This window comes from Frankia sp. R82 (assembly GCF_023716925.1).
In the GTDB taxonomy this organism is placed as follows: domain Bacteria; phylum Actinomycetota; class Actinomycetes; order Frankiales; family Frankiaceae; genus Frankia.
The window spans coordinates 1-2302 of the sequence record NZ_JAMQQG010000128.1 but is presented as its reverse complement, the minus strand read 5'-3'; the positions used below and the strand labels follow the sequence as shown (position 1 = coordinate 2302).

The window sequence follows — 2302 nt, the reverse complement described above, 5'->3', positions numbered from 1 at the left end:
ATCGCGTATCTCCTCATCGAGTTCTTGGCGGTCCTCGAAAAGGATCACGCGGTGGTCGCTCTACGTCACGGACCGCCGCTCCGGCGAGTCGCTAGACGATCACGATCCGTACACCACGTGCGTGGACTCCACTCTGCCGGAGCCTCGTCCCCGCGCACGCGGGGGTCTTCCGCGGGTTGGCGTTGGCTCGCCGACCGGTTGGCGCTCGTCCCCGCGCACGCGGGGGTCTTCCCACTACCGAGGACTAGGACGGACACTGCAATGACTCGTCCCCGCGCACGCGGGGGTCTTCCCCTCGCGACGGCGTCGCGGACCGCCCGGATCAGCTCGTCCCCGCGCACGCGGGGGTCTTCCGGGCAGGTCGGCGGCTCCGGTGAACACGGTGCCCTCGTCCCCGCGCACGCGGGGGTCTTCCCGTCGGCGTCCGTAGCAGCGGCCTCGGCCCGTTCTCGTCCCCGCGCACGCGGGGGTCTTCCTGACCTCGATCCCATGGACAGGGAGGTAGGCGGCTCGTCCCCGCGCACGCGGGGGTCTTCCGTTGGGCCGGCACCGTGCCGTGGGGATCAGGATCTCGTCCCCGCGCACGCGGGGGTCTTCCCGCACCGTCCGTCCCGCCTGGGATCGCCCGCGGCTCGTCCCCGCGCACGCGGGGGTCTTCCTCCCTCGGCCTTGACCTCCGGATCATCGAAAGTATCGTCCCGCGCACCTCGTTCCAGTAGCCGGAAGGGTTGGCGCAGCAGCAGGAAGGCACTCGGCGTGCGGAGCCCCGAGGCGACGAACGTGGCCAGTGCGTGGAGCTCGGGTTCCCTCCCGCACAGGATCGTCGTGTCATCGAGTGGGTGGCGGCCGATGACTTCGATGTTGACGAGACCTACCACGACCGGTAGGTGTACCTCATGGCCCTGTGCCAACGCGCAGGTCCAGGTCCATATCTGGCGGATGGCTGCCACATAGCCGGTCAGGCTGAGGTCGCCGTGAACGATCTGAAGGTGCCGGGCCGCGGACAGCAGACGCCGCGCGAGCCCCGCCAGGAACAGCGGTGTCGTGTAGCCGGATGAGGCAGCCAGAGCCATGTGCACCTCACCGGTCGCCCCTGCGAGCAGCCGGTCACGGCGTGAGTCGAACGCCCCGCAGTAGAGCGGCTGAAGCTCAGGATAATCATTGACGGCTGCGTACTGTCGCCGGATCCTGCTTGAGGACCTTCCCGATATCAGGCCAGAAGGCGCCGGGGTAATGCTCGGGCTTGGGCTGCGAGACCGCGGAGAACAGGTCGGTCCCGATCTCGATCAGTAGATCGAGCGCATCCGGCCTGCTCTCGCCGTCCGTGTGGACCGCGCTCTGCTCAGGTACCTCTTGCATCTTTTCGATGGTCGCAGACCCTGCTCCGCCACGTACGATCGCACCCCGTGTCCAGTGATGGGCCGGGTCGCGACGGGTTCCGGGCCGTGTGCCGGTCTTGCGACGCGGTCTGATCCGACCAGGTCCAGACCCGGTTGCCAGGAAACATCGCGGCCCCGCGTCGTGTGGACGATGCGGGGCCGCGATCTGCCTCAACCAGCGTGCGCCGTAGGAGAGCCGAACTCCGACCCCCTCGATCCCTGGCCGGAGGAAGCATGCCTACACCGAAAGGGAGCCATACACATCAAAAGCGGTATGGGCAGGGTTGCGACTACCGCAGCGGACTGACTTGGCCGTCGTCGCAGTTGCGCTGCCGCCTGGCGGCCCGTGCCGGTTCGTCGGGGGCCCCACGCGACCACCAGCGCCCGCCGTCTATGCCGGAGCCATGCCCCGAACCGCGGCTAACCGGCGACCTCAACAAGAAATCAGGGAGAGCATGAGCGTGAGGACAGACGCGAAAGCCGCGCTTCTGGTACCGCTTTGCCACAGTGGCCGTTCTCGCGGGGACCGCCGGCACTGCGGCGGCCGGCGCGTCGACCCAGGCGGCTTGGGCGCTTGGGCGTAGTCCGCGCGTCACGACCCCTACCACCAGGGCGAGGGGTGCATAACGTGCAACCAGTCCAGGATGGTGCCCCATCCGCCACTGCCGTCCTGGCCGGCCGCGTCTGACGCCGGGGCGGCCGGGGCGGATGCGCTCCCCCTTGGGGCGGATGCGCCCCCGCTTGGGGCGGATGCGCCCCCCCTTGGCGCGGATGCGCCCGCCCCTGGGCCGGCAAGCGCGGTGCCGGCCGTGCCGGCGAGGATCGCCCCGACCAGGATCGGCGCGGTGAAGCTGCCCCGGTTTCGTTCACAGGTAGGGCTTTGAACGGTTAGGCGGCTTTATCGTACTCCTGGAAGCGGGTTT

1 protein-coding gene and 1 CRISPR repeat array are annotated in these 2302 nt (G+C 69.2%); the gene reads right to left on the bottom strand.

The window, feature by feature from the left end; genetic code table 11:
* Positions 1 to 143 precede the first annotated feature (143 nt).
* A CRISPR array of direct repeats spans positions 144 to 719; the repeat unit is 28 nt; unit sequence CTCGTCCCCGCGCACGCGGGGGTCTTCC.
* A gap of 439 nt (positions 720 to 1158) precedes the next feature.
* Positions 1159 to 1359, bottom strand: coding sequence for a hypothetical protein (locus ND747_RS16085; RefSeq protein WP_251734428.1), 201 nt, complete (start codon positions 1357 to 1359; stop codon positions 1159 to 1161).
* Between the last annotated feature and the right edge of the window lie 943 nt (positions 1360 to 2302).